The sequence below is a fragment of the Leptospira licerasiae serovar Varillal str. VAR 010 genome (genome assembly GCF_000244755.1).
Lineage (GTDB): Bacteria > Spirochaetota > Leptospiria > Leptospirales > Leptospiraceae > Leptospira_B > Leptospira_B licerasiae.
Genome location: NZ_AHOO02000009.1, coordinates 271,740 through 296,278, shown reverse-complemented (window position 1 = coordinate 296,278; position 24,539 = coordinate 271,740). Strand labels below are relative to the sequence as shown.

Annotated in this window: 27 protein-coding genes; 10 read left to right on the top strand and 17 right to left on the bottom strand. The window is 41.9% G+C overall.

Translation table 11 applies throughout. From position 1 onward, the window contains the following. The first annotated feature begins 4 nt into the window (after positions 1 to 4). Together LEP1GSC185_RS12385 and LEP1GSC185_RS12380 are read left to right on the top strand one after the other, a co-directional pair. Positions 5 to 2,974, top strand: a complete 2,970-nt coding sequence (locus LEP1GSC185_RS12385; RefSeq protein WP_008588893.1) for an MHYT domain-containing protein — start codon at positions 5 to 7, stop codon at positions 2,972 to 2,974. Positions 2,975 to 2,993: 19 nt separating this feature from the next. Continuing rightward, positions 2,994 to 3,989, top strand: coding sequence for an HD domain-containing phosphohydrolase (locus tag LEP1GSC185_RS12380; RefSeq protein WP_008588696.1), 996 nt, complete (start codon positions 2,994 to 2,996; stop codon positions 3,987 to 3,989). A gap of 3 nt (positions 3,990 to 3,992) precedes the next feature. On the opposite strand, the gene LEP1GSC185_RS12375 is transcribed toward LEP1GSC185_RS12380, so the two are convergent. From LEP1GSC185_RS12375 to efp, 4 genes are all read right to left on the bottom strand, one after another. Continuing rightward, positions 3,993 to 4,676 (bottom strand): SDR family NAD(P)-dependent oxidoreductase, encoded by a 684-nt coding sequence (locus LEP1GSC185_RS12375; protein WP_008588855.1) that lies wholly within the window; start codon positions 4,674 to 4,676, stop codon positions 3,993 to 3,995. Positions 4,677 to 4,680: 4 nt separating this feature from the next. Continuing rightward, complete coding sequence (mtnB, locus tag LEP1GSC185_RS12370; RefSeq protein ID WP_008588958.1) at positions 4,681 to 5,316, bottom strand: methylthioribulose 1-phosphate dehydratase; 636 nt, start codon at positions 5,314 to 5,316, stop codon at positions 4,681 to 4,683. 3 nt (positions 5,317 to 5,319) lie between these two features. Next, on the bottom strand, positions 5,320 to 5,853 hold the full coding sequence (locus LEP1GSC185_RS12365; protein WP_008589114.1) for a 1,2-dihydroxy-3-keto-5-methylthiopentene dioxygenase: 534 nt from the start codon (positions 5,851 to 5,853) through the stop codon (positions 5,320 to 5,322). 93 nt (positions 5,854 to 5,946) lie between these two features. Next, positions 5,947 to 6,513 carry an elongation factor P gene (efp, locus tag LEP1GSC185_RS12360; RefSeq protein WP_008589168.1) on the bottom strand — a complete coding sequence of 189 codons (567 nt, stop codon included), beginning with the start codon at positions 6,511 to 6,513 and terminating at the stop codon, positions 5,947 to 5,949. A 180-nt stretch (positions 6,514 to 6,693) separates the two neighbouring features. Here efp and LEP1GSC185_RS12355 point away from each other — a divergent pair, with 180 nt between their 5' ends. From LEP1GSC185_RS12355 to LEP1GSC185_RS12325, 6 genes are all read left to right on the top strand, one after another. Next, positions 6,694 to 7,602 carry a phosphate ABC transporter substrate-binding protein gene (locus LEP1GSC185_RS12355; RefSeq protein WP_008588768.1) on the top strand — a complete coding sequence of 303 codons (909 nt, stop codon included), beginning with the start codon at positions 6,694 to 6,696 and terminating at the stop codon, positions 7,600 to 7,602. Between the two features lie 64 nt (positions 7,603 to 7,666). After that, on the top strand, positions 7,667 to 7,987 hold the full coding sequence (locus tag LEP1GSC185_RS12350; protein WP_008588972.1) for a hypothetical protein: 321 nt from the start codon (positions 7,667 to 7,669) through the stop codon (positions 7,985 to 7,987). Between the two features lie 271 nt (positions 7,988 to 8,258). Continuing rightward, the gene (locus LEP1GSC185_RS12340; protein WP_008588764.1) at positions 8,259 to 9,368 is read left to right on the top strand and encodes a KamA family radical SAM protein; all 1,110 of its coding nucleotides are present in this window, start codon (positions 8,259 to 8,261) and stop codon (positions 9,366 to 9,368) included. Continuing rightward, the gene (locus LEP1GSC185_RS12335; RefSeq protein ID WP_008589249.1) at positions 9,352 to 9,900 is read left to right on the top strand and encodes a hypothetical protein; all 549 of its coding nucleotides are present in this window, start codon (positions 9,352 to 9,354) and stop codon (positions 9,898 to 9,900) included. The genes LEP1GSC185_RS12340 and LEP1GSC185_RS12335 overlap by 17 nt, the downstream gene beginning before the upstream one ends. A gap of 78 nt (positions 9,901 to 9,978) precedes the next feature. Next, a complete protein-coding gene (locus tag LEP1GSC185_RS12330) occupies positions 9,979 to 10,185 on the top strand; it encodes a hypothetical protein (protein ID WP_008589214.1) in 207 nt (68 codons plus the stop codon). A 48-nt stretch (positions 10,186 to 10,233) separates the two neighbouring features. Beyond that, entirely contained in the window at positions 10,234 to 10,989 is a 756-nt protein-coding gene (locus LEP1GSC185_RS12325) for a hypothetical protein (RefSeq protein WP_008588948.1), read from the top strand. A gap of 120 nt (positions 10,990 to 11,109) precedes the next feature. Here the strand turns inward: LEP1GSC185_RS12325 and LEP1GSC185_RS12320 are convergent, their stop codons facing one another. Both LEP1GSC185_RS12320 and LEP1GSC185_RS12315 read right to left on the bottom strand, forming a co-directional pair. Further along, the gene (locus LEP1GSC185_RS12320) at positions 11,110 to 11,865 is read right to left on the bottom strand and encodes an SGNH/GDSL hydrolase family protein (RefSeq protein ID WP_008588879.1); all 756 of its coding nucleotides are present in this window, start codon (positions 11,863 to 11,865) and stop codon (positions 11,110 to 11,112) included. A 9-nt stretch (positions 11,866 to 11,874) separates the two neighbouring features. Then, positions 11,875 to 13,458, bottom strand: coding sequence for a phytoene desaturase family protein (locus LEP1GSC185_RS12315; protein ID WP_008589044.1), 1,584 nt, complete (start codon positions 13,456 to 13,458; stop codon positions 11,875 to 11,877). A gap of 85 nt (positions 13,459 to 13,543) precedes the next feature. Here LEP1GSC185_RS12315 and LEP1GSC185_RS12310 point away from each other — a divergent pair, with 85 nt between their 5' ends. Further along, entirely contained in the window at positions 13,544 to 14,164 is a 621-nt protein-coding gene (locus tag LEP1GSC185_RS12310; protein WP_008589250.1) for a TetR/AcrR family transcriptional regulator, read from the top strand. A gap of 68 nt (positions 14,165 to 14,232) precedes the next feature. Here the strand turns inward: LEP1GSC185_RS12310 and LEP1GSC185_RS12305 are convergent, their stop codons facing one another. From LEP1GSC185_RS12305 to LEP1GSC185_RS12275, 7 genes are all read right to left on the bottom strand, one after another. Further along, positions 14,233 to 15,264 (bottom strand): SAM-dependent methyltransferase, encoded by a 1,032-nt coding sequence (locus LEP1GSC185_RS12305; protein WP_008588805.1) that lies wholly within the window; start codon positions 15,262 to 15,264, stop codon positions 14,233 to 14,235. Between the two features lie 31 nt (positions 15,265 to 15,295). Continuing rightward, positions 15,296 to 16,087: a DUF1295 domain-containing protein gene (locus LEP1GSC185_RS12300; protein WP_008588928.1), complete on the bottom strand. Its 792-nt coding sequence runs from the start codon at positions 16,085 to 16,087 to the stop codon at positions 15,296 to 15,298. 24 nt (positions 16,088 to 16,111) lie between these two features. After that, positions 16,112 to 16,594 (bottom strand): DUF2062 domain-containing protein, encoded by a 483-nt coding sequence (locus LEP1GSC185_RS12295; protein WP_008589108.1) that lies wholly within the window; start codon positions 16,592 to 16,594, stop codon positions 16,112 to 16,114. Further along, the gene (locus LEP1GSC185_RS12290) at positions 16,591 to 17,886 is read right to left on the bottom strand and encodes an SAM-dependent methyltransferase (RefSeq protein WP_008588835.1); all 1,296 of its coding nucleotides are present in this window, start codon (positions 17,884 to 17,886) and stop codon (positions 16,591 to 16,593) included. The genes LEP1GSC185_RS12295 and LEP1GSC185_RS12290 overlap by 4 nt, the downstream gene beginning before the upstream one ends. Then, entirely contained in the window at positions 17,873 to 18,655 is a 783-nt protein-coding gene (locus tag LEP1GSC185_RS12285) for a DUF1365 domain-containing protein (protein WP_008588816.1), read from the bottom strand. The genes LEP1GSC185_RS12290 and LEP1GSC185_RS12285 overlap by 14 nt, the downstream gene beginning before the upstream one ends. After that, complete coding sequence (locus tag LEP1GSC185_RS12280) at positions 18,646 to 19,965, bottom strand: NAD(P)/FAD-dependent oxidoreductase (RefSeq protein ID WP_008588952.1); 1,320 nt, start codon at positions 19,963 to 19,965, stop codon at positions 18,646 to 18,648. Before LEP1GSC185_RS12280 ends, LEP1GSC185_RS12285 begins: the two co-directional genes overlap by 10 nt. A 163-nt stretch (positions 19,966 to 20,128) precedes the next feature. Next, positions 20,129 to 20,578 (bottom strand): YqaA family protein, encoded by a 450-nt coding sequence (locus LEP1GSC185_RS12275; protein ID WP_008589087.1) that lies wholly within the window; start codon positions 20,576 to 20,578, stop codon positions 20,129 to 20,131. A gap of 117 nt (positions 20,579 to 20,695) precedes the next feature. On the opposite strand from LEP1GSC185_RS12275, the gene LEP1GSC185_RS12270 reads away from it, so the two are divergent. Continuing rightward, positions 20,696 to 21,457 (top strand): hypothetical protein, encoded by a 762-nt coding sequence (locus LEP1GSC185_RS12270; protein WP_008588871.1) that lies wholly within the window; start codon positions 20,696 to 20,698, stop codon positions 21,455 to 21,457. 7 nt (positions 21,458 to 21,464) lie between these two features. Here the strand turns inward: LEP1GSC185_RS12270 and pyrF are convergent, their stop codons facing one another. The 4 genes from pyrF to speD form a co-directional block, all read right to left on the bottom strand. Beyond that, positions 21,465 to 22,274: an orotidine-5'-phosphate decarboxylase gene (gene pyrF / locus LEP1GSC185_RS12265; protein ID WP_008589000.1), complete on the bottom strand. Its 810-nt coding sequence runs from the start codon at positions 22,272 to 22,274 to the stop codon at positions 21,465 to 21,467. Then, positions 22,274 to 23,116, bottom strand: coding sequence for a polyamine aminopropyltransferase (gene speE, locus LEP1GSC185_RS12260; RefSeq protein ID WP_008589173.1), 843 nt, complete (start codon positions 23,114 to 23,116; stop codon positions 22,274 to 22,276). Before speE ends, pyrF begins: the two co-directional genes overlap by 1 nt. A 9-nt stretch (positions 23,117 to 23,125) precedes the next feature. After that, positions 23,126 to 23,992 carry an S-adenosylmethionine decarboxylase gene (locus LEP1GSC185_RS12255; RefSeq protein ID WP_008588737.1) on the bottom strand — a complete coding sequence of 289 codons (867 nt, stop codon included), beginning with the start codon at positions 23,990 to 23,992 and terminating at the stop codon, positions 23,126 to 23,128. Between the two features lie 114 nt (positions 23,993 to 24,106). Beyond that, positions 24,107 to 24,493: an adenosylmethionine decarboxylase gene (gene speD, locus LEP1GSC185_RS12250; RefSeq protein WP_008596834.1), complete on the bottom strand. Its 387-nt coding sequence runs from the start codon at positions 24,491 to 24,493 to the stop codon at positions 24,107 to 24,109. Positions 24,494 to 24,539: the final 46 nt, after the last annotated feature.

Below are 24,539 nucleotides of genomic sequence, written 5' to 3'. Positions count from 1 at the left end.
TTTTGTGATCGCATTTCTAGATAATTTTTTCATTTATAATTCTTCTTCTAAACTTCTTTCGGCCACGTACAATCCCTGGTTGGTAATCCTTTCCGTCATGATGGCGATATTCGCATCCTATATAGCTCTACAGATCATTGGACAGAAAGTTCCGGAATCTTCTCCGCCCATTACAAAATATTTAATTGCTTCCGCCGCAAGCATTGCGTTGGGTTGTGGAGTTTGGTCCATGCATTTTATCGGGATGCTTTCTTTCCAACTATGCACTACCGTTCAGTATGATAAGAGCCTGACTATCTTATCCATTTTTCCAAGCCTCCTCGCTTCAACAATCGCTCTCTCGTTCGTGAGAAAACCGAAAATTTCAGGCGCAGAATTAGCGTTAGGCGGTATACTTGTAGGTTCCGGAATCGGGGCTATGCATTATACAGGCATGGCAGCAGTAGAAACAGGTCCATACTTACGTTATGATCCTTGGTTTTTCGCATTGTCCATCATAGTAGCGGTGGTTCTCGCAATACTCTCTCTTTGGGTAAGATTCGGTTTAGAAAATTTTAAATTAGGGACTCTCTGGCCTTCCCTTATTTCTGCCGCTACCATGGGATCCGCTATATCAGGGATGCATTATACAGGTATGGCTGCGGCAAGGTTTATAGGAGAAGAAGATAAAAATCTGATTTCTCAAACTGCGGATTCCACCTTCTTAGCTCTTGCCGTTTCCTTGATCACGATCTTATTCACTCTATTTGCATTTGCAGTCAACTGGTTCTTAAGATATCGCGACTTAGTGAACGATCTGAGGATCAGCGAATCCAGACTTAGGACGATCATCACTACTGCTGTCGACGGTGTGATCACAATGGATGCTCAGGGTAACATTCGAGAATTCAATCGTTCTGCGGAATTGATCTTCGGTTATCAGAACAAAGAAGTAATCGGGAAAAATATAAGAGAACTGATGCCTGATCCTTACTATACCCTTAAAGATAAAAATTCCGGGACAATGTTAAGCGCAGGTTTCGCAAAAATTATAGGTAGCAGTAGAGAGGTCATAGGAGTTCGAAAGGACGGCTCCGATTTTCCGGTACGTTTGGCGATCGGCCACGGAAAACTTTCTGGAGAGGATCTATTCGTCGGTTTCGTAACGGATATCAGCGAAAGAAAAATGATAGAGAACGCATTAAAACAAAGTGAGCAACAAGTGCGTTCTTTGATCGAAAATATCCCGGGAATAACTTACAGATGTCTTCCAAATAACGAATGGAAGATGTTATTTATGAGCGACGCTTCCGAGTTAATAACCGGTTATCCTATCCAAGATTTCGTAAGTGCGAACTCGATCCGATCTTTCAAAGACATCATCCATCCTGAAGATCTGGAAAGAGTGGAATTCGAAGTGGATGCTGCAGTCGCCGGAAAAAGAGCGTTCACTTTAGAGTATAGGATCGTTCATCAAAACGGTGAGATCAAATGGCTTTGGGAAAATGGACGCGGAGCTTACGGTGGAAACGGAGAAGCGATCTTTATTGACGGAGTTATTTTAGATATCACCGAAAGAAGAAGAATGGAAGAAGCATTACGCAAGGAAAAAGAAAAGGCGGAACTTGCAGCGATCACTAAAACTTCTTTTTTGGCGAATATGAGCCACGAGATCCGAACTCCGATGAACGCTATCCTAGGATTTACGGAAGTTCTTCTTTCGGATGAATTGGAAAAAAATCATAGAAGTCATCTGGAAACCGTCAAAAGTTCCGCGAAATCCTTATTAAGACTTTTGAATGATATTTTGAATACCGCCAAGTTGGAAAAAGGTGCGGTTGAATTGGAAGAAATCGACTTCTCCCTTTTTAAATTGGTCGCAGAATTAAAATCCACTCTGGGGATCAGTGCAAGAAAGAAAAATCTGGAATTCGAAGTGATCCAAGATTCGGATCTTCCCGAATTTTATAAGGGAGATTCCTTACGGATCAGACAGATCTTAATGAACCTGATCGGTAACGCGGTTAAATTCACCGATAAAGGAAAAGTGATTTTAAAAGTAATAAGGGAAGAAGGAAAACTTCATTTCGCTGTACAAGATACCGGGATCGGTATAAATGCTGATCGATTGGATAAAATTTTCGAACCATTCACTCAAGCTGATATCTCCACAACAAGACGTTTTGGTGGAACAGGATTAGGAACCACTATATGCAAACAATTAACGGAGTTGATGGGCGGAAAGATCTGGGCGGAGAGTGTTCTTGGAAAAGGAAGCACATTCCATGTAATTCTTCCTTTGGAAGAAGGTAAAGCTAGACAAGAAAACAAAGTACAAACAGGCATCAAGCTTCCGGCTTTAAAGATCCTAGTAGTGGATGATGTGGAAAAAAATACGGAACTAGTAAGCCTTCTTTTGCAAAATCTTGGTCACCAAGTAGAATCGTCATACGATGGAGAAGACGCAGTAAAAAAAGTCACGACCGGATCTTTCGATTTGGTTCTAATGGACATACAAATGCCCGGACTCGATGGTCGCCAAGCAACCAGGGTTATCCGAATGCATGAGATCCAAGAGAATGTTTCTAGGACCCCTATTTTAGCGTTGACTGCCAGCGTTTTTGAAGAGGATAAAAATGCGGCGAGTGCTGCCGGGATGGACGGATTTGTATCCAAACCTGTGGAGTTGGATCAAATGATAGCCGAGATCGCAAGAGTATTAGGTTATTCTGAGATGATCGCAATATCTGAAATTGATCCTTCCGAAAAAGAAGTAGAATGGGATCCCGAAAAAGCTTCCGTTCTAGCGAAAGAACTATCCGACTCTTTCCAAAGAGGCTCGATAGAAGAAGAATACTTAGAAGAATTTTCGGATCTGATCCGAACAAAAGTGGAAAATTCCGATTTTAAATCTTTTCGTTCTAAAATAGAACAATTCGAATTCGAAGAGGCATATACTCTTCTCAAAAAATTCATCATCCAACTCGGATTATAAACGGACTTCGGAAAATAGAATGAGCCATCTCCTAGATTATAGACCCAAAATATTAATCGTAGACGATGAAGCGGCCAACTTAAAGGTGCTCAAAGAAATATTACAAGAAGATTATAGACTCTTTTTCGCCAAGGACGGGATCAAGGCAATAGAACTCTCTATTTCTGAAAAACCGAATCTTATCCTTTTGGATGTAATGATGCCGGGAATAACTGGACATGAAACTTGTAAAAAGCTCAGAAGTGAACCCTCTACTTCCAGAATACCCGTTATATTCGTAACCGCAATGGCGGAAGAAGAAGATGAAGCGGACGGTTTCGAAGCGGGAGCCGTAGATTATATTACAAAACCGGTAAGCCCTGCAATCGTAAAAGCAAGAGTAAAAACTCATCTCTCCTTGGTAAGGAACGACGAATTAAAAGAAACAAGGCTCCAGATCATCCAAAGATTAGGACTCGCAGCAGAATATAAGGATAACGAAACAGGCCTTCACGTTATCCGAATGAGCCATTATTCCCAAACTTTGGCGAAAGCTTTGGGTCACTCGGAGGAAATTGCGGAAAAAATATTACATGCTTCTCCCATGCACGATATAGGTAAAATAGGGATCCCGGATCGTATATTACAAAAACCTGGTAAACTTGACCCCGAAGAATGGGAGATCATGAAAACACATCCTACCATAGGCGCGGAGATCATCGGAGATCACGATTCTTCTCTGTTACAAATGGCGAAAAGTATCGCATTGAACCATCACGAAAAATGGGACGGGAGCGGTTATCCGAACGGGATCAAAGGAGATACGATCCCTATCGAGGCAAGGATCGTAACGATTGCAGACGTATTCGACGCTCTGACTACTGAAAGACCTTATAAAAAAGCCTGGAGTATAGAAGACGCGGTCAACCATATCCGAAAGGGCGCCGGATCTCATTTTGATCCAGGGCTTGTTCCTATCTTCTTAAATCTGATGCCTGAACTTTTAGAGATCCGAGAACGTTGGGCGGAAACCTGAAATTTAAAGCACACCTTTCGGCGGAAGAAAAAGTATCTCGTCCTGATTAAAGCTCGCAGGAAGAGAATATAAACTTTCTAAAAAGACCGCGGCGTCCGACGCCGGGATCATATCTTCTCTATTAAAACCTTCTCTTCCGTCCCAGATAGGAGTGTCGATCGCTCCTGCATACACAGTAGTCACTCGTATCCCGCGGCCCTTCACTTCTTCTCGGATCGCCTTCGCAAAACCGGCCAGTCCATGTTTAGATGCGCAATAAGGAGAAGATTCCGGAAAGCCCTGCCTGCCCGCTGTGGAAGAAATATAACAGAGAAGAGATCCCTTCTTCATAAAAGGCAGAAGTTTAGAAGTCAGTAAAATGGGAGCGCTTAAGTTGAGAGTAAGATGTTTTTGAAGATCTTCCCATTCTAGATCTTCTATTTTCAAGAATAGACCGTCTCCGGAAGCGAAGTAGATTGCATGGATCTCGGTCCAACGTTCCGAAAGAAAAGAGGAAAATTTACGGATCTGTTCCGGGTCCCCCAGATCGCAGTAGTAATTCCTTCCTCTTTCGAAACTTTCCTCCAAGGGCCTGCCTCTTCTGGAAACGCCGATCGGGAAATATTCCGGAATCGTATTCAGTTTTTCTAATAAAGATCTGCCGATCCCGGATCCGGCCCCGACTACCAGGATTTTTTTCAGTTCCATGTTCTTATTTGGACATCGCCCGCACTTTTAGTAAAAAATCCGCGGCTTCCAAATGTCGATTCGCCTGGATCAGGTCCTTTCCCCAAACAGTGATCCCATGTTTTTCTATAATACAAAACGGGACTCTGGGTTTTGTTTCGATCAGATGTTGTTCCAAATGATCTGAGATATCTTGGACCTTTGGATAATTATATAGGACCGGAACGGAAACATTCGGATTCTCATCCCAGATACCGAATGCCTTGATGATCTCTAAAGGAAGAAGCGGAAGATCCTTGATAGGATCCTCTTTGGAAACTCCTATCTCGATCAGATTGGATTCAGGAGTGTGAACATGGAGAGAACATCCCATTTCAGGAAACGCTTTATAAACCGCTCTGTGAATAGAAGTTTCCGCAGAAGGTTTGAGACCTTCTCTACCTTTCCAACCTTCTAATACTTTTCCGGATTGGATCTCGACAGGAAGAAAATCTTTTCGAGTCAGTTTGTTCTTATCCAAACCGCTTCCGCTGACCCAGAACACGTTAGGATCTTTTTCGTCTTTGATGGAAAGATTACCTGCAGTTCCAGGCATCCACCCTTTAGAATGATATAGAACTCCCGACTCCGCCAAGCGGGTCAGGATCTTTTTTGGGGACATTCTTTAGACTAGAGCCGTAGTCTCTTCTACGTAATTAGGGACCCAACCGCTCATGTCTTGAAAATAACGGACCGCTTTGATCCTTTTGTTCTCGTCTAGAGTGAACCAGTGATTCGTATTTTTAGGAACGGAGATGAAGTCGTTCTTCTCCACCTTCACTAAAAACTTTTCGCCGGAGAGAGAGAATCCGAAAATACCCGACCCGTCCACGATATAACGAACTTCGTCATCGGTATGATAATGCACTTTATCGAATTTAGCTAACATCTCGTTCAAGCCGGGAACTTGTGGATGAAGAACGATCAAGTCTCTGGATTGATATCCTTCTTTTTCCTTTAAAGTCTCAAAACGATTGTCCAAATTTTTAAGAAGAGCTTCCTTCTCATCATCCACAAGAGTCAATTTATCGGTAAGAGAATTAGAGGCGCTAGGAACCGGCCAATGATCGTACTCGATCCCTCTTTTATTCAGAAAAGATTTAACTTCAGTGTTGTCTTTGATTTCCGGTAGTCCCGGTTTTTGGATAATAGTCGCCATTTGCGCCCTCCTTTAGGTGGTGTTCCTTTTTAGCTCCGCACCCTCAAGCGGTAGATGCGGCCCTTTTTGTTTGGAAGGCCGCTTTATAAAACCTTATTTATTGACCCTCTCCACGTAGGTAAGATCTCTCAAGTCGATCCGGATAGAATCACCTTGTTTAATAAAAATAGGTACGTTGATCTCTCCCCCGGTCTCGACAGTCACTCTTTTGAGAGCGGTTCCGGAGGTGTCTCCTTTTAGACCCTCTTCCGCATAAGTAACTTCCAGGATCGCAAAGTTCGGAGGAGTCACTCCGATCGGTTTACCTTCGTAGAAGGAAACTTCCATAGCGGTCTCTTCTTTTAAGAATGGAAGGATATCTTCTAAGTATTCTTTAGAAACGGGAATCTGTTCGAAGTCGTTCGTGTCCATGAAGATGATATCGTCACCCTCGGAGTAACAGATGGTCATCTGTCTCTTTTCCAATTCGACTGATTCTAATTTTTCCGCAGCCTTGAAGGTCCTTTCGATGGAACTGTTACGGACCAGGTTCTTTAATTTTGTACGGATAAAGGCAGAACCTTTTCCCGGATTTACGAATTCGCTTTTTACAACGGAATAAAGTTCTCCTTCTACCTTGAGAACCATTCCTTTTCTAACTTCAGTGATACCTAAGTTCATAAACGACCTAAAATAAAGATTACGCTACTTCTATATCCTTGCGGGAAGGCCATGTGTCAAGCGATGTACTCCGGCTACCTTCGTTAATTGTAATATTTCAGGGCCAAAATCCGTTCGACTTTTACCCTTACAAGAGGAGAATCCCCCTTTGGAAAAGATTTCCGGAGAACCAAAGACTCGATGAAACAAAAATTAACGCTCTTACTCCTTCTGTCTACCGTGCTAACGGTTGCCAATTGCAAAAAAGAACCCTTACTGATTACAGGCTCCGAAACCATGCATACATTATTGAATGTGGTAGCGGCCGGATACGCTAAGAAGAATCCGAACGTAGAAGTGACCGTCCAAGGAGGAGGTTCCTTTGAAGGGATTGAAAAACTATTCGAAGGAAAAACGGATATAGCTGCCTCTTCCAGAACGCTGACTCCGGAAGAACAAACCCAGTTTGAAAGGAAAGGAAGATTCGAGAATGTACTGATCGGTTACGATGGAATTGCTGTAGTAGTCAATCCCGCTAACTCAGTTTCTAAACTTACTTTGGAACAGATCTCCAAAATATTCTCCGGAGAAATAAAAGATTGGTCCCAAGTTGGCGGAAAGCCCGGACCGATCCATGTTGTCCTTCGAAACGATAAGAGTGGGACTGCCTCTTATTTCGAGACTCATATCTTAAGACAAAGGGACTTAGGAGAAAAAGAATACCAAGTTTCTAAAAAGAAAGAGTTCACTAACGATTCCAAGGTGGTGGCAGATAACGATGAGATGGCTGATCTGATCGAGAAGGACACAGCGTCCGTTGGGTTTATGGGAATGGGAAGTGCACAGATCCAGAACAAAGGAAAAGTGAAAGCTGTTCCTTATTCCAAAACCGGAAAGGATCCTTTTGTGGAGCCAAGCATCCAAAATGTCTCCGAAAGAAAGTACAAACTCTCTAGAGGATTGTACCTATTTTATCTCTCCGATAGAGGTAAAAAAATTGATGAGTTCATTACTTATATCACTTCGGAAGAAGGACAAGCAATGGTGCTAAAAAGCGGCTATTTAAGAAGTACTTTAAGTACTGTGGAAGTAGAAGCGATCAAACCATAAATTCCGATTTCCCCCCGAAAAAAGGTTGCGAAAGCCGTTTTGTTCCGTCTAAGTTTAGATAGATATGAAGCGGCTTTGGCTTTTACCTCTGATCTTATTCATGGTACTCGCTCTATTCAGCGAGGTCGTGGCCAGAGATTATAGTACCGCTAAAAGTTACTCCTTCCAAAAAAAATCGAGAACACAATCCTTTAGAGATGGTGATGACCAAGGACTCCCATCCTTATTCTCCGCAAGCGCAGACGACGCAGTCGTCGGGTTTCTTGCTAAATTCTCCCAAATAGCTTCCGGATTAAATAGTAGTCTTATTCCAAACGATTCAAGTCGCAATTTTCATTTTCACGCCCTAGCGTATCGTTATCTTTTCCTTCCCCCTCCGGTCTGACCGGTTTTCATTCTGTAAGTCCTCGGGAGGACTTTTTCCCCGTAAAAAGCATGAATGCGGTTTCGGGCAAAATTCCGCTTCGGCAAAAACAGAAAACGGGAAATCTTGCTCATCCTTCTCCTAAGTCTCCAACTTTAACTGATGGGCATTCTCCTCGAGGTTATATAAATAAACGACTCGAATGGAAACCTATGTTGGTTTCCTTCTTTTTTATACGGATACTCGGTTGACTGGAATTGTAGGCATGAGAATCCATCAGTAAGAGGGCTTCTTGGAATTAGTTTCCTCACATTTAAAAAGAAAGGCTGTATCCGAACCCGAATGGTTGGATTGGAAATGGCAAATCCAAAATCGGATCAAAGATACATCCGAATTGGAAAAGTATATCCGGATCAGTTCGGAAGAAAAAGAAGCGTTACTCGCTTGCTCGGAAGTGTTCAGCTTCTCTGCTACTCCTTATTATCTTAACTTAGCGGATCCGGAAGATCCAAACTGTCCTATCCGACTACAAGTTTTACCAAGAAAAGAAGAATTGCATACAAGAGCCTGGGACAGAAGAGATCCTTTGGCAGAAGAATCCTATATGCCAGTCAAAGGACTGACTCATCGTTACCCCGACAGAGCGCTTTGGTATTTATCTCATGTATGCGCTGTATATTGTAGATTCTGCACTCGAAAAAGAAAAGTATCCCAATCTTCAGAAACTCCAGGCGCGGAAGACTGGAAAGACGCGTTAGCATATTTTAGAGAACATACCGAGATCAAAGAAGTGATCCTTTCCGGAGGAGACCCTTTGAATCTTTCAGATTCCAAACTGGATTTTCTTCTGGGCGAATTAAAATCTATTCCACATATCAACCAGGTGCGGATCCATACAAGGTACCCAGTTACACTTCCTATGAGGATTACGTCGGAACTTTGCCAGGTCCTCAAAAAACATTTTCCGATCTATCTGGTCACACATTTCAATCATTCCAAGGAACTTACGGAACTAGTGAAGGAAAGGATCGGAATGTTAGTGAAAGAAGGCGCGGTAACGGTTTTGAACCAGGCTGTGCTGCTAAAAGGGATCAATAATTCCGTAGGAGCTTTGACAGATTTATTCTACGGGCTGACCAAAATCGGGATCAAACCTTATTATTTGCACCAATGCGACGAGGTATTCGGATCTTCTCATTTTAGGGTCCCGATAGAAGAAGGTGTAGAACTCATGAAACAGATCCGAGGAAGTATCAGCGGACTAAGTGTGCCATTGTACGTTGTGGATCTGACAGGTGGAGGAGGAAAAGTTCCCCTACCTGCGAACTATCTGGAAGAAACCAAAAATTCTTCTTATGTATTCCGGAATTATAAAGGAGATCTGTATGAGATCGGTTTTTAGAATTGCTATTGTACTCATATTCGCGCTTGTCCTCTCAGAATGCAAAAGCCACCAGGAAAATCCGACCTCGGTCGTAGCTGAAAATCCGTCGGCACTTCGACTCAATTACGATGTAGTATATTATACAGGCGGACATTCCGTTTTACTGAATTCGGGAAGATTGTTTGCCAGGGGTTTATTCTACGAATGTAAAATATCCGACACAAATTCAAGCTTCGAAAGTTTCCGTGCCTCCTCTTATACAGAGGATAATTCCAACGATTTCAGACAATTGGTATCCGAAACAGACCAGTCAAAATTCAATTCCAGACAATTCCAATATTTCCCGATGGGGGAAAATTCCAGAGCCACAGTATTCTCAGGCTGCTTTAAAGGTTCCGGAACGGAAAAATGTTACGTCCGTTGGGAATGGCAAAAAGAGACCTTCATATTCGTATTTGAAACCCAGCTGGAGAACAAAAAGGGATTAAGCACCGCTGAATTAGGAAAGGAATTCCACGAATTCGTAAGCCGGGGAATAAAAGCTTTTTAAAAGTGTATTTTCTTGACCGATTTTGATCCGGAAAGTATGTTATCCGGCGGGGAGAAGATATCCCGGGGATAAGATAGAATGTGGTTGAAATTGGGGGATACCGAGGTCATTAATCTAGACTATATCTCCTCCATTAAAAAGAACATGGCGGCAAACTCCATAGAGATTACCTACCATGACTTCAACCATGTAAAATCATTACCCTTCGGAGATCCGGAAGATAGGGATCGGGCTTACAAAGCCATTTTGGAAAACCTTTCCAGGATGCGTTTGTTTTTCGAATAGTGACCTTCTTCTAAACATACCCTGAGTAGAGACCAAAGCGACCGAGCCATGGAACGAATTAAAGAAAATCTATCCAGCGTCTCCTCCCTAAAACCATTCGAACTCATATTTTTTGGTTCCAGACAAAGAGGAGAAGGAGACGAATCCTCCGACTTCAATTTCCTAGTGCTTGCGGATCCGTCCGATCAACTCAAAGGAAATTTTATCCGAGAAATCAACAGAGCTATGGAACCGCTCCAAAGCCAGGGACAGGTCAATTTACTCGCAGCAGATTGGGACGGATTCCGTACCAGAATGAGAAGTTACGACCCGGGAGCCATCCATATCTGCGAACTCGGCGAGCCTTATTTCGGATCGGAATACTTTCCAGTCATCAAAGAAGAATGGGATAAACTTAAATTAGATCCGATCGATGGAAACACTGCAGGTAAATATTTAAGAAAACGTTATAGATTCTACAAAGGGATCGTTCCTCGCAATACTAAGGAAGACGTGGTCCGAATGGAAAGACTACTAACAGTCTATCTCCAGAACTGGATGTTCCGACATATCGAAGATCTTGGGATCGCAGAAATAGTAAACTCAGACATTCCTTCCAGGATCGGCCCGATGTTCCGCGCGCTATATTCAAAGGAAGCGAAAGGCAACACTTTGGAACTACTCGAACTATATGAAGAAGTTCTAAAGTTAAAAAAAGAACTCCGTTCTCCCGAGTCCCCTTTCTCTGTAGAAAGATTTAGCCAACTCAAGGAAACTCTTCGTTTCGAGGAAAAAGAGATCCGGATCTTAAAACTGAATTATTGAAAGTGCACCCCCACCCTGACTTTGGGAGGGGGGAGAGGCCCGTGGGAGCTTCGAAAATTTCTATATCACAAAAATATCATTCTCGCAATCTTTATTTCCAGCCTAATTTTGTAGGAGCTCCTACAAATTTTTCTCAGAAAAATCGTTTACTACAGCCGCCAGGATTGAATCCGCAATCTCTTCTCCCCAAATAGAACAACCTTGTATGGATGGATGAAATCCATCCGAGCAAAAGATCCCTTCTGGAGAAAGAGATCCGATCTTTCTCATCGGAATATGAAATACATTCTCTAACTTCGCAGAAAGATAAGAAGAAGCCTGATCTAAAAGTCTCGCCTTCCAGCCTAAAACAAATCTCATAGTCTTAGGCAAAGAAGGAAAAATCCCAAGAGGAGGAACTCCTGCAACAAAAACCGGAGCATCCGGATATTTAGATCTACAAATGTCGATCAAATCTAGCAGATCAGACGACCATTTTTTTTGAGAATTCAATTTTACTACGTCATTCGCACCCAAAGCAAGAACGATGGCGTCCGGCAAAAATTCAGGCAAACGAGATCCGAATTTATTCTTTGCCTCTTCCAAAGTAATCCCACTCTCTCCGATCGCTTTCCAAAAGATCTTCTTGCCGCTTCTACTTCCAAGGGCAGAGGCAATTTGCCCCGTCAAAGAACTTTTATAATCAGGAATTCCCACACCTGCGACGGTAGATTCTCCCAAAACTAAAAGATGGAAAGGTTGAGAACCTGGAAATTCCCCAAAATTTGGACCGGAAGCTTCCGGTAAACGAGGGATCGTTTTACGAGCCTTCAACCCTTGCCAAAGAAGTACAGGGGCCAAAAGAAGGCTCGTAGTATAGAATGGGACCTCTTTCATTAGAATTTTCTAATTTCTTAATTCTCTAAGTAGATTTGCATTTCCGGTCACTGCCAAAGCAGCTGCAAGACCTCCCATCATTGCACCCGCAATTCCTGGAGATGCCGCATCCGCTCCGGTTAAATACAAACCCTCGATCGGAGTCCTGACATCAAACCAAGGACTTTTTTCCTTCTTATATCTTTCCGGAACGCATGCTAAACCATAAATGGCTCCATCCGGATGAGAAGTAAAATGTTCGTTCGTGATTGGAGTAGAAAGTTCGGCAAATTCGACCAGCTTAGTAAGACCTGGAAATCTGGCTTCCAATGTAGTAAGGATTCGATTTATGATCCTCTCCTTAAAGTCCTTATATTCTTCTCCCCTTTTCTTCCAAGGTTCATCTTTCCATTCTGCAAAATTGGAATAATCAGTGAATGTGATCACATCCATTGTATGAGACTTTGCCTCTGGATTTTTCAAACTCGGAAAGGAAAGATACAGATTCGGTATCTCATCGCTTTCAGAAAGCCAATCATTTCTTTCCGAAAAATTCTTATCATGATCCGGAGAAGAGAAAATCCAGTAATTCTCCCCACTAAAACCGAATTTCGCAGGACTCTCCGAAAGACCAAGATAGAGACAAATACTTGTGGTCATTTTTTCTCTATTATAAAAGTCTTTTAGATCTTTTCTGAATGATATCGGGACCGAATCCGGGATCAATTTCGTATAAGTGGGATACGCTCCCGCACATGAGATCACGACCGGTGCAAAAAAGTCCCGCTCATGACCTTCTCCCCTCAACGCTTTTGCCTTAACCCCTACTACCTTTCCATCCTTGATCAGGATCTCCTTTGCTTCTACGGAAGATAAAACCGCGCCGCCATTCTCCTGAAGGATCGGCTCTATTGTATCGAAAATTTTACCAGCGCCTCCCACTGGATAATAACCTCCGTTAATATAATGCTGCACCAATGTAGCATGCATCGCAAAAGCTACTTTCGAAGGAGGAAGACCATAATCTCCCCATTGTGCCGCAAGGATCCCTTTCAAGTCTTCACTCTTGAAATTTCTATCGAAATAGTCTTTGAGGGTGACTACGTTCCCTTCCCCCAAAATACCGATGAGAGAATCCAAAGGCGGAGGAGAAAGTCTCATCATGATCGCCTTTCCAAAAAGAACCGACACCTTTCTGATATCCTTTAAATATCTTTCGATTGCTTCCTCTTCTTCAGGAAATTCGTTAATCAGATCTGATCTAAACTTTTCCGGATCTCCATATATATCGAATTTTCGAGAGGGGAAAACTAAACGTTCAAAAGGATCAGGCATTCTTTTCCACGCAAGCTGCCCGCGGGTAATTTTATCCGAGATCTTCTTACAAAGTCCGCCTTCATGCATATCACCTACATAGTGAATGCCTACATCCCAGTGATACTTCCCTTGTTTTCTTTGAAATTCATGAGTAAAACCGCCCGGTTGAAAATGTTTCTCCAGAACCAAAACTTTCTTACCGGCAGATTGGGCCAAAAGACTTGCAGTAGTTAGGGTTCCCATACCTGAACCTATAAATATAATATCGAATTCGTTTCCTACTTGATCAATATTCATTGACAAAACCTCTTATTCGTATTCAATGTGAACACTGAACACATTCAGTTTTATGATTTCAACCTTTAATGTAATACATGTCAACATGAAAAATTCCCAAGAAAAAATTTCATACCACCATGGAGACCTAAAAAGGGCCTTATTAGACGCCTCCGTGAAAATCTTAAAAGAAGAAGGTTATAAGGCTTTAAGTCTTAGAAAAGCCGCCACCTTGGCCGGGGTCAGCCAATCCGCTCCCTATAGACATTATCCTGACTTGGAATCCTTATATGCAGACATTGCAGAGGAAGGATTTAAGATCTTGGCGGAAAGACAAAAAAGATTAAGGACTAAATACAAGAAGAGACCCTTGCTTTTATTCAGAGAATCAGGGGTTTCTTATGTGGAATTTGCATTAGAAAATCCTGATCTATTTAGGATCATGTATGGGAACCAGATCGAAAGCCATTTAAAATACGATTCTTTGATCAAAACAGAAGATGAAACATTTCAGATCATAGTGGATATCATCAAAGATTGTCAAAAGGCAAGTTTAATTCCCGAAGGAAATGCGGAAAAAGCGGCCACTTCCGCATGGACAATGGCCCATGGAGTTGCAGTATTATTGTCAGGGCAACAAATGATGTTCCGAGACGTAGAGATCAAACAAGCAAGGAAAATCACTAAGGATTTGATCCAGTTCTTATATACAGGATTAAAAGCTTAATCTTAGATCGAATCATAAAACTCACAGGTCTCTTTGTTTACCGGAAAACCTGTGAGTTTATATTTCTTTTATCTTTTATCAAAAAGATAATGAGAGACGATCCATTCTTCTCCATTCTTGTATTTCCAAAGTTCGGCACATGCCATAAAGAACGTTTTCCAATAAACAAACCATTTTACCGCATGCTCTTTGCCGTAGGTTTCTCCTAATATTTTGAGAACTTCTTCCTTATTCTTATACATATTGGAAAGCCAAGCCTCGGAAGTAAGCGCGTAATTTTTTCCGTTTACTATCCACTGGTTAATGATCCGAAAATCCTTTTGAAAATATAAGAACAGATCATGAGAAGGCATTTGCCCTCCCGTAAAAAAGTATTTTGCCATCCAATCCGTATCATCCACAACGTCGAACGGATATGCGAATTTTTTATGTGTGAATATATGTACGAAAAACTTTCCTTTCGGTTTCAGAAAACTAGCCAGTTTCTGGAATAGAACTTCGTAGTTTTTCATATGTTCCAACATTTCCACGGAGATGATACGATCGAATTTCAAATTCGTCTTAAATACGTTCATGTCCGCAGTAATAATATTCAGGTTTTTTAAACCTCTCTTTTTAGCCTCCGAATCTATAAACTTCTTTTGACTTTTGGAATTGGAGACTCCTGTGACTTTGCATTTCGGATAATTTTCCGCTATATAAAGAGAAATGGATCCCCAGCCACAGCCTAGGTCCAGAACACTCATCCCGTTCTCTAACTCCGCCCTTTTGCACGTTAGGTCCAACATAATCCTTTCGGACTCGTCTATCCCTATATCCGGAGAAGTCCAATAGCCCGAGCTATATTTCATATGTTTGCCCAACACCAATTTGAAAAAAGAAGAAGGGACCTCATAGTGTTGCTCGTTTGCAGCCTGGGTATCAATCGCGATTGGCGATCGTTTTAGTGAATTTACATATTGGATTAGATGTTCCTGATTCTTTTCCAGGCTCCCTTTATCTTCCATACGGAGCCTAAGACGCAATAGTTGTCGTATCCTAAATCGGATCAACCAATCCGGGAATATATCTTTTTCCATCAGAGTATAGATCAGACTCATATTAGGTTTTCCTATATTCTATATTTTGAATCTACTTTTTAGGGAACCAAGGAAAGAATGCACTGGTCCTGGACTTATAATCCAAATACAGATTTCCTTTTGACTTTAATTGCCCGACCTCATTGAAAGGGATCCCAGTGACCTTAGTTAAAAGTATAAACATGATCAACGGAGAGACAAGACCGATCCATCCCCACGGAGAAGCGAGAGAGACGAGACCAAAAGAGACCCAAATTACCCATTCAAAAAAATAATTCGGATGTCTGCTGTATCTCCAAAGTCCTATATCACAAACCTTTCCCTTATTATTAGGATCCAATTTGAATTCCGCCAATTGGAAGTCGGCGACAGATTCCCCCCAAAGCCCGATCACAAAAACGCAAAGACCTACGATCTCCAATGGATGGGTTTGTATCGAAGGGTTCAAAGCTGGAAAAAGAAAAGGAAGGCTTAAAATTGTTCCGAGAATTCCCTGGAATTGGAATACATTTGTGAAAAATTTACGATCTACTTGATCTCCATATTCCTTTCTAAATTCGGTATATCTTGCGTCTTCGTGACCTGTTAGAACTCTCGTAGTAAATATAAAATAGGAAAGTCTCCAACCCCAAACAGTTGCCATAAAAGCAAAGATCGCTTTTCTTACTGAAAAAGCGTCGCCTAATAAAAAATATACGATCGCGACAGTGGAAATACAAAGGCCCCATCCCACATCTACGATCGAATAATTTTTGATAAGCTTTCCGATTAACCAAAGAAGGCTCATCAAAAAGAATACGACTACCCAAGCACTGAACATCAAGGACACGGCTTTTTCGTACATTAGAACACTCCGATATACATGGATTTATTTGCGAACGATCTGGTTTGCCTTTTTTACCAGGATCAATAATAGAAAATAAGAGATCCCCGCAGGAATCGGCACCATACAAGTCCACCCAAGGACAGCATACACTGCAGAATGAGAAAGCCCTTCCAAAACTTGAGAACTATCTCCTTCTACAAGTCTATACGCCCAAGTTAGATCCAGTTCCTTCCCGGACAAATATGCCCCTAATTCCAAAAAAGGAATAATTAGAAAAACTTGAAATGGATACATCGCATAATTTGCTATCTGAATGGAAACCGGGTTCAATCTTAAAACAAAACCTAAGAAGGCGCATATTGCCATTGTGGTCCCGATCAAAGGAAAGATCCCGATCGCTCCACCGATTGCCAAAGATAATGCGATCTTCTCTGGACTTGTTCCTGTTTTTAATTCTTCTAGTATCCTTCCCCTAGCTTTGGCAAAGAAGGAAGGTTTAGATCCTTGGTCTTGTAATTTTGTCACTGAGAATTCAATCCGAGATTATTCGGCCTGGTATAGACTACCTGCACCACGCTGATATTTCTCATATGAAAGGCTGCAGCGCAATACGAAAAATAATATCTCCACTTACGCAAAAAGGATTCATTATAACCCATACTTGCGATAGAAGAAAGATTCTCTTCGAATCCCTTTTGCCAAGTCATAAGGGTACGATCGTAATATCTGCCGATATCTTCCAGCTCATGAATGAACATATCGCCGGTCTTATTGATCGCTTCATTGATCCTTGCAATCGAAGGTATAAGTGATCCCGGAAAAATATGCTTTTGGATAAAATCCACTCCCTTTCTAAAAGATTCGTATCTGGAGTCCGGACAGGTGATGATCTGGTGAGCCATAAGTCCGTCCTTTTTTAAGACTCTATGGCACATAGCGAAGAAGTCCTCGAAATATTCGTGACCTACCGCTTCTAACATTTCGACAGTCACTATCTTATCGTAGGAGCCCTCAACTTTTCTATAATCTTCCAGTCGGACTTCTATCTTATCTTCCAAACCCATTGCGGAAATTTTTGCTTTTGCGAACTTGTATTGTTCTTCAGAAATCGTATAAGAAGTCACTTTACAGCCATAGTTTTTAGCTGCGTAAGTTGAGAATGCGCCCCAACCTGTTCCGATCTCCAAAAGGTGATCGGTATCCTTGAGTTTTAATTTTTTACATAAGTTTTCTATCTTAGCGATTTGCGCTTCTTCCAAAGACTTTGTAGGATCCGAAAAGTAGGCGCATGAATATGTCATTGTCTGATCTAAGAACTTCTTATAAAAATCGTTCCCTAGATCGTAATGTTCCGAAATATTCTTCTTACTACCTTTGACAGAGTTGTTCCGGAACAAGTGGAGCAGACGATTCCCCAAATTCATTAAAGCAAGATGAAAAAGACTCTTATTAGAACCGCTAACGGAAGGTGTACTTTCTAAATTTAATAAGAACCAACAGATGATCGCACGAATATCGTCCGTATCCCAATCACCATCCATATAAGATTCAGCTAAACCGATATCCCCGTACAATACCAACTTTTTGAAAAATTTCCGATCCTTCACCTGCAGTATCGCGTGATGGAACTCCGGAGGATCCGAAGAATTAGGATTTCCCAAATATCTTTGCCCTCCGTCCGGAAAAAGGATCCTCAAAGATCCCCTTTGCATTCCCGATAACGCGGAGAAGAAGATCCTTTCATAAAAACTTAATGTTCCGACCCCAGAACCAGCACTTTCCAACGGTTCTACTTTTACAATATTATCGCCTTCCAAGATGCAATCCCCTTTGTTTATCTAAACCTTCATTCTTTCGAATGAAAGGAAGTTTTTTCAGGTAAAGAAGTAAGGCCTGCCAGTGGATGAGTCCGATCACTCTCAATGTTACGAAAGGATATTTCAGGAACATCCGGATCAGATTTAGATCCGTTAGATCTAAAGCCTTACCGGTATAAGTTGTCACCATGACCCTTTCGCCATTTTCGAAAGCGTCTATCCTTAAGTTTATCCTTCCGTCTTGAGGAGGATTTAAATAAAATTCAAACTCTGAGTCCAGACTGACAAACGGAGAGACATAGAAGAACTTCCCTTCTTTCTTTTTAAATCCTTTTTGAGTAAAGGATCCTTTTCCAAGGAAGAATAACTTCATTTCTCCGAATGTATTCCCAACCTCTGCAACGGCGCATATTGGATTTCCATCCTTATCCTCGGCAAAATAAAACGATACCGGATTAAAGACGTAGCCGAATACTCTCAGGTTGGTGATTAGCGTTACCTTTTCTACCTTCTCTTTGACTCCTTCTTTTCTTAAGTACTCTAAAAAATTTTCTTTTATACCTTCTTTTCCGAAGTTTAGGTGATCCTTATCTTTAAAAGAAAATACTCGAAACTTATTATTTCCAAGCATCCATAAACGGTCGTTCACTAAATCGAGTTCATCTAGATCCAATTGGAATGTAAAGACCCCGTAATTGAACCGATTCGGTTTAGGGATCTTACGATCATGCATAACCCTTGCTTCGACTATCTTGGAATTTAGTCCCATACCTTCCTTCCCAGCAGGGTCTCCGATAATTCTTTAGCTGACCAAAACGCGTCTTCATGGAATCCGTATCTAAAATAACTACCGCAGAAATAAATAGGCCCCTTCCGATTTAATTCGGATAGTCTGCCTTGTGCTTTTAATGAACCGACATGAAAAAGAGGATGTTCGTATTTGATCCTTTTCAAGATCTTTTTAGGATCCACAAGTCCGGGATCTCCTATGGATAGAAAATAATCCTTCTGCTTGGAAACTCCCTGCAAGCTGTTCATCCAATAGATAGTATGAGGGCGGATCTCTCCTTGGATCCGATCCATTCTATAATTCCAAGATGACCAAGTGGATCTTGTATTTGGCATTACGGAATCATCCGTATGTAAGGTCGCGATATTCTCTTGATAATCAAACTGAGATAATAATTCTTTCTGCAAAGATGTAGGCTTTTTTAGAATAGAAAGGGAACTATCTGCATGGCAGGCAAGTATTACCTTATCGAATACTTGCGACTTGTTGCCCTTAAAGATAAGTTTGGCTTTACCTGCCGAAGTAGTTTCTACTCCTAAGACCGGCGAGTTAGTATAAAATCGATCCCGATTGGATGAGATCAGTCTTTTGACATACTCGATAGAGCCGCCGTCCACAGTGTACCATTGGTGCTGCGTATTTAATCCCAAGAATCCATGATTCAAGAAAAAGCGGACTAGAGAGTAAGCGGGGAATTCCAACATCAGGTCTTCAGGAGTAGACCAAACTGCGGAACTCATTGGGACCAAGTAGTATGTCAGAAGATCGGGATGATACCCTTCTTCTTTTATATATCTTTGCAGAGAATATTCTTTGTATTTAGGATCTTGTAATATTTTAGGGGATTCATCGTTGAAACGATTGATATTCAGAAGCAAACGTAAAAATCTAAAATTGAATATATTTTTTCTTTGAGCGAATAGGCCGTTCAAGCCTGAACCGCAAAACTCCAAATTGTCCGGAACATGTTGCACACTAAAAGACATACTGGTTTTTTTTGTGGGCACATGTAATTCTTCGAAAAAACGTTTTAGGTTGGGATAAGTGACATGGTTGAATACTATAAACCCGGTATCGATCGGGATCTTTTTATCTTCTTCCGGAATGAATACGGTGTTCGTATGACCTCCGACATAGTCCGCCTTTTCGAAAACTGTAATATCGTATTGGTCCCTTAAAAAGTAGGAACAGCCCATCCCGGCAATTCCGGAACCTACAATTGCAAGTTTTTCCTTTTTTCGGTTAGCGGTCTTTTGCGATTTCTTTTTGAGGGGAGAATTCTTTTTCAAAAACTTCCTTCTTCCTTTCTGTTTTAGTTTTATTGGAGTTCCTTCTATCAGACATTTCTCAAGAAGGCTTTTCTATAGACTTGTTCGATCCTTTTCTGGTTTGGAAATTTTTTCCAAAACTCGACCATTAAAAGAATATTACAAGTTCCTGTATTTTGAAAGATTACAAGCCGAGTCCATAAGCCAGCGCAATGTATCTTAATATCCGAAGTGAGAATACTACCAAAGCAAAAATCCAAAACTTCTGGCGAAAAAATCCGGAGAGCACCGTAATTGGATCTCCTACAAAGGGAAGAAAAGAAAATCCCAAAGCCCAGTACCCCCATCTGGACATTCTTTCCGCCCACCCAGCATAGGTCTTGGATTCGGAAATCCTAGCCTCAATCTTTTTACCAAACCAATAACCTAATGAATAATTGAATGCGCATGCGGCACAATTTCCGATCGAGGCCCAGAACACAGCTTCTGCGGGAGAAAGACCCGACCAGATCGCTCCCATAAGTACCGCTTCGGAACTGAACGGAAGCAAGGTGGCTGCTCCGAAAGAAATCAGGGTCAATCCCGGGCCCGCATAAGCCTGTAGGAGTTCCGACAAAAATTTTGAAAGTTCCAACTTTAAGTTCTCTTATATCCCATATTTTTTTCAGAACAAATCCAATTTCAAATGACCCCTTTAGGGTTAGGACCGGATATGTAAAGTAAGACGATTTTGATACAAGAGCGCGTAACCTTGAAAAAAATAATATCCCAATTTGTACTTTGCATTTTCGCCATTCTTCCTTCTACTTTATTTGCTGAACCCTCTACTCTATTCGGAGAAGGTTCCCAATACTCACCTTTCACAGCAAAAATAGGCATCGGTGCAGGACAGGCTGAATATCAATACGGTCTTTCCGGAAGGTCCGAAACTTACAGAGCAGGATTCGAATACAATCCAAGAAATTTAGGTTTTGAAGTTGGAGTAAATCGAAGCGGTTATTTCGTTCCACAAGATCGTTCCACGGAAATGTCCTCTGCAATAATATTATCCGCTCCGGACTTCAATCATTTCGGATATTATTTCGCTGCTGCCGCGGCAATCGATAAGGTCACCTTCTCCAAAACATTTTTAGATCTGGGACCTACACTTCATTTCCGTCCAGGTTCCAAATTCGATCCATATATCGGAGCCGGATTAGGGATCGCAGATATCGGCGCAAAACAATCCACATTAAGAGCTTACGGCAAACTCGGCGTTCGGATGAATTTCGAACGTAGCTTTGTGTTTTTAGAATTGGAAGGTGCTTCTATCAACCGTCATTTCCAAGGAGAAAAGTACATCTACGGGGAAGGTTCCGGGATTTTCGGCTTCGGTTATTATTTCGGTTCTGCTTCCTCTTCCTCCGACGATAAGACCGTATCTCCTGAAAAACGGAAAGAAGAAGAACCTGCACCTAAACAGGAAGAACTTGAAAAAGAAGATATTCCTAAGGAAGAAGAACCTTTAAAATAATCTCGAATTAAATCAGCAGCTTTCTCATCTCTTCCGCGACGGAGGATGCTGCTTTTCCTGCGGCATCCGCAAAATCCGGTCCGGAAGAAGAAAAGATAATACTTCTAGAAGAGTTGACCAAGGAATTTTTCCCACAAACCGCAATCACCTCTTCTAAGGAAGCGCCTTGTGCTCCGTAACCCGGGATCAAAAAGATTCGATCCGGATGAGCTTTACGAATTTCTAATAATTCCTTTGGATGTGTGGCTCCTACGACTAATCCAACATTCTTAACGGGGAATTTTTCGCTCAATGCCGCTACTTCTCTGTAAAGAGTTCTGCCGGTTTCCGAAAAGGTTTTTTGTTGGAGTTCCGCAGAATCCGGGTTGGAAGTCAAACAAAGCAGGAATACCATCTTAGAATCGTCTTCTATAAAAGGTTTGATCGTATCAGATCCCATATAAGGAGAAAGAGTCAGAGAATCCACCCCTAACTCTTTGAAAAAGAACTTAGCGTATTGCCTTGCGGTATTGTCCAAATCTCCTCGTTTTGCATCTGCAACGATTGGGATCTCAGGATGATTCGTTTTGATATGAGAGATCAGTCTTTCGAACTGTTCTATTCCTTTGGAACCGAATGCTTCGAAGAATGCAATATTCGGTTTGTAAGCGACCGCATATTCTGCGGTAGCATCTACGATCTCTCTGGAGAATACGAATAGTTTGTCCGGAAATTTTTCTAAAGAAGGAGGGAGTTTGGTAACATCAGGGTCTATCCCAACGCAAAGAAGGGAGTTTAACTTCTCCCTTCTTTTTACGAATTTGGAATAGAAATCCATTATTTCCTTACGATGTACTCTTGCGCAAAAGGAGGAAGAGTAAACGCAGCCTTATGGATCTCGGCAGAGTAATATTTTAATCCTTTCGGAACTCGGTTCGGATCCGGCTGGACCTTATAAGGATCGGGTCCTTTGGAACAGTAGGTAAAACCTATGATCCCGGAAGGATACGTAGGAACCACTGTGAAATAATATCCGCAATGATCGAAAACTTCCGGAATGAATTGGAATAATTCCTTAATTACTTTTCCGTGATAGTAAAAACTTTCCGCCTGAGTGGTACAGATCCCTCCTTGTTTCAAGGAAGCCGCCATTGTCTCATAGAAAGGTCTTTTGAATAAAACTTCTGCAGGGCCGACAGGATCGGAAGAATCCACGCAGATAACGTCGAAGTATTCCTTATAGTCCTGAACGTATTTTGCTCCGTCTTCGTACGCGTGTTTTACTCGAGGGTCTTTCATCGCATTTGCGATCTCAGGGAAATACTCGTAGCAAACATCCACAACACCTTTGTCTATTTCGCAAAGATGTACTTCTTTTACGGACGGGTGTTTTAGGATCTCACGAACTGTACCTCCGTCCCCGCCACCGATCACGAGAACCTTTTCAGGATTCGGATGGCTCATCATAGGGACATGAGCGATCATTTCATGATACGCAAACTCATCGGCCTCGGTCATCATGACCACTCCGTCCAGAGTGAACATTCTGCCGAAACTTTGAGATTCGAATACGTCTATTTTTTGAAAAGGAGTCTTACGAGAATGCAAGAACTCCTTCACTCTAATCTTGAGAGCCCTTCCGTTAGGTAACTCGAGGGTCTCGTCCAGCCAAAGTTCCAATATTACCTCTTAGAAGCGGTTTGTTACTGTAAGACGCATTGCCGCGCCTTTGAAAAATTTGCGAGTAAACTCAGCCGCAACTTTAGGATCGTATCCTTTACAAGAGAAGATATCGATATAAGAAGTATTGGTATCGTTTGCGAAGTGAGCAGAGATACAAGAAGTCTCGATCAACTGCACCATGGAATAACCTGCTACACGATCGTCTTCTCCGAAGTAAACTACTTGGGTCTCACCGAAACGTTTCATTTCGATCAAATCACATAGTTCTACTACGTATTGTTTAATTGCATCCGCATCACGGATAAGAGCTGCATCACAGTTTTCCAAATCGATGGAAGTGAGAAGTCCCCAAGCTCCGTCTTTGAAAGGTTCATACACTTTCAATTCAGGATCGGATTCGATCTTGGACTGGATATAAGTAGGGAAACTTCCGTTGAAACGTTTACGGACGATTTCTGCCTCTTCGTTGCGAGCCCATGCGAGTTCGGGGTTTTTCATCGCAGGATGATAAGTGATCTCTTGGCCGGCTTCGATGTCACGAAGTGCAACCAGAGTAATATCTCCCTGAAAACCACAGTTAGCATCCGCAGATTGGCGGATATAATGAACGGAATCGATCCCATCATCATGCAAAGGAGAAACCAGATAGAAATCCTTATGGACTCTATGAGGAGAGGAAAGTCCGGAAAGTCCTGCGAGTTCATTTTTATGAACTGCTTTTCCTCCCCAAACTGCTACAACTTCTCCCGCAGAGATAGTTTCCTTAGTGAAAAGGAAAGCTTCGCCCTTGTCGGTAGTCGCGATTTCGATACTGTTTCTTAGATAAGAAAAACGATTAACTATTTTAAGTTGGTCTTGGATCTTTAGGCTCATACTCTGATACCTCTCCTTAAAGTTTGAAAATAAGTGAAGTCGACCCTTCCTCCCGGAGAGGGGAACTCGTCTTTATCAATTAGGGTGTTTCCGGCTCTGCCGGAGAGAAGATACTTATTTCCCAACTGGTTTGTGAGGTAGGTCTACGCCAAGTTTCAACAAACCGCGCTTCATTTCCACTACGGAGATGCTCTTTGAGCCGAAGCGTTCCTTGAGATATTCCAAAGCTGCCTGATTATCGATCAAGTCTCCGCAAGTAAAGACGTCGATAGCGCAATAACCGTATTCTGGCCAGGTATGTATGGCGAAATGGGATTCGCTCACGACAACCACACCGCTCACACCAAACGGGCTAAATCTATGAAAAACAGATTTAACTGTGGTGGCACCGGAGAGGTCGACTGCCTTCAACATGATATCTTCTACCAATTCGTGATTGTTGATGGTCTCGTAATCACACTCATAAAATTCTGCAATTACGTGCTTTCCCAATGCGTTCATCTACTGCCTGACACCTCCGAACCGATTCTGGTTAGTAACCGAGCAT

Coding starts and splice junctions, on each gene's coding strand:
- LEP1GSC185_RS12350 (WP_008588972.1), top strand. CDS start 7,667: ATGAAGCGGCTTTGGCTTTTACCTCTGATCTTATTCATGGTACTCGCT.
- LEP1GSC185_RS12375 (WP_008588855.1), bottom strand. CDS start 4,676: ATGGAACTGAAAAAAATCCTGGTAGTCGGGGCCGGATCCGGGATCGGC.
- speD (WP_008596834.1), bottom strand. CDS start 24,493: ATGAACGCATTGGGAAAGCACGTAATTGCAGAATTTTATGAGTGTGAT.
- LEP1GSC185_RS12255 (WP_008588737.1), bottom strand. CDS start 23,992: ATGAGCCTAAAGATCCAAGACCAACTTAAAATAGTTAATCGTTTTTCT.
- pyrF (WP_008589000.1), bottom strand. CDS start 22,274: ATGGATTTCTATTCCAAATTCGTAAAAAGAAGGGAGAAGTTAAACTCC.
- LEP1GSC185_RS12300 (WP_008588928.1), bottom strand. CDS start 16,087: ATGTACGAAAAAGCCGTGTCCTTGATGTTCAGTGCTTGGGTAGTCGTA.
- mtnB (WP_008588958.1), bottom strand. CDS start 5,316: ATGTCCCCAAAAAAGATCCTGACCCGCTTGGCGGAGTCGGGAGTTCTA.
- LEP1GSC185_RS12310 (WP_008589250.1), top strand. CDS start 13,544: ATGAAAAATTCCCAAGAAAAAATTTCATACCACCATGGAGACCTAAAA.
- LEP1GSC185_RS12335 (WP_008589249.1), top strand. CDS start 9,352: ATGAGATCGGTTTTTAGAATTGCTATTGTACTCATATTCGCGCTTGTC.
- LEP1GSC185_RS12285 (WP_008588816.1), bottom strand. CDS start 18,655: ATGGGACTAAATTCCAAGATAGTCGAAGCAAGGGTTATGCATGATCGT.
- LEP1GSC185_RS12325 (WP_008588948.1), top strand. CDS start 10,234: ATGGAACGAATTAAAGAAAATCTATCCAGCGTCTCCTCCCTAAAACCA.
- efp (WP_008589168.1), bottom strand. CDS start 6,513: ATGAACTTAGGTATCACTGAAGTTAGAAAAGGAATGGTTCTCAAGGTA.
- LEP1GSC185_RS12355 (WP_008588768.1), top strand. CDS start 6,694: ATGAAACAAAAATTAACGCTCTTACTCCTTCTGTCTACCGTGCTAACG.
- LEP1GSC185_RS12305 (WP_008588805.1), bottom strand. CDS start 15,264: ATGAGTCTGATCTATACTCTGATGGAAAAAGATATATTCCCGGATTGG.
- LEP1GSC185_RS12320 (WP_008588879.1), bottom strand. CDS start 11,865: ATGAAAGAGGTCCCATTCTATACTACGAGCCTTCTTTTGGCCCCTGTA.
- LEP1GSC185_RS12330 (WP_008589214.1), top strand. CDS start 9,979: ATGTGGTTGAAATTGGGGGATACCGAGGTCATTAATCTAGACTATATC.
- LEP1GSC185_RS12315 (WP_008589044.1), bottom strand. CDS start 13,458: ATGAATATTGATCAAGTAGGAAACGAATTCGATATTATATTTATAGGT.
- LEP1GSC185_RS12380 (WP_008588696.1), top strand. CDS start 2,994: ATGAGCCATCTCCTAGATTATAGACCCAAAATATTAATCGTAGACGAT.
- LEP1GSC185_RS12365 (WP_008589114.1), bottom strand. CDS start 5,853: ATGGCGACTATTATCCAAAAACCGGGACTACCGGAAATCAAAGACAAC.